The organism is Fulvivirga kasyanovii (genome assembly GCF_009711405.1).
In the GTDB taxonomy this organism is placed as follows: Bacteria; Bacteroidota; Bacteroidia; order Cytophagales; family Cyclobacteriaceae; genus Fulvivirga; species Fulvivirga kasyanovii.
This window is the reverse complement of the sequence record NZ_SMLW01000667.1, coordinates 43,577-44,067: the sequence shown is the minus strand read 5'-3', so window position 1 is coordinate 44,067 and position 491 is coordinate 43,577. Positions and strand designations below refer to the sequence as shown.

At 39.9% G+C, this 491-nt stretch carries 1 protein-coding gene; it reads right to left on the bottom strand.

Going from position 1 to position 491, the window contains the following annotated elements:
* The coding region (locus E1163_RS31070; protein WP_221418088.1) for a hypothetical protein at positions 1-304 on the bottom strand (304 nt) is incomplete at its 3' end.
* Positions 305-491: the final 187 nt, after the last annotated feature.

The window sequence follows — 491 nt, the reverse complement described above, 5'->3', positions numbered from 1 at the left end:
TTTTAATCGTACCTGAGAGGAATTGAAATTGATGAAAAAGATAAAGGAATATTGTAACGCTCATAACTTTCAATCGCACCTGAGAGGAATTGAAACCAAGCTTTTGCCAGTGGGGTAGGTTAATGCGGTTTGGTTCACGAGGGGTTTGTGCGGCATGGAAGTGGGTACGAGTAAATGGATTTTGAGGAATACACCCTCTGCCTGCGGCATCTCCCTCGAGGGAGAACTTAGTGACTTCACCTGAGAGGAATTGAAATTGGTTTATGCCATTTCTTATTTGAATAACGTAGTCTTTTAATCGCACCTGAGAGGAATTGAAATAGCATACTTAAACCTCCTCCACAACTGAAGATAAAGACTTTTGATCGTACCTGAAAGGAATTGAAATAAAATGAGGCTTTTAAATATCTTTAAAACTTACGGTGCTTTTAATCGCACCTGAGAGGAATTGAAATGCAAGGGAAAAAGGACGGGCATCTTTGCGGATAATT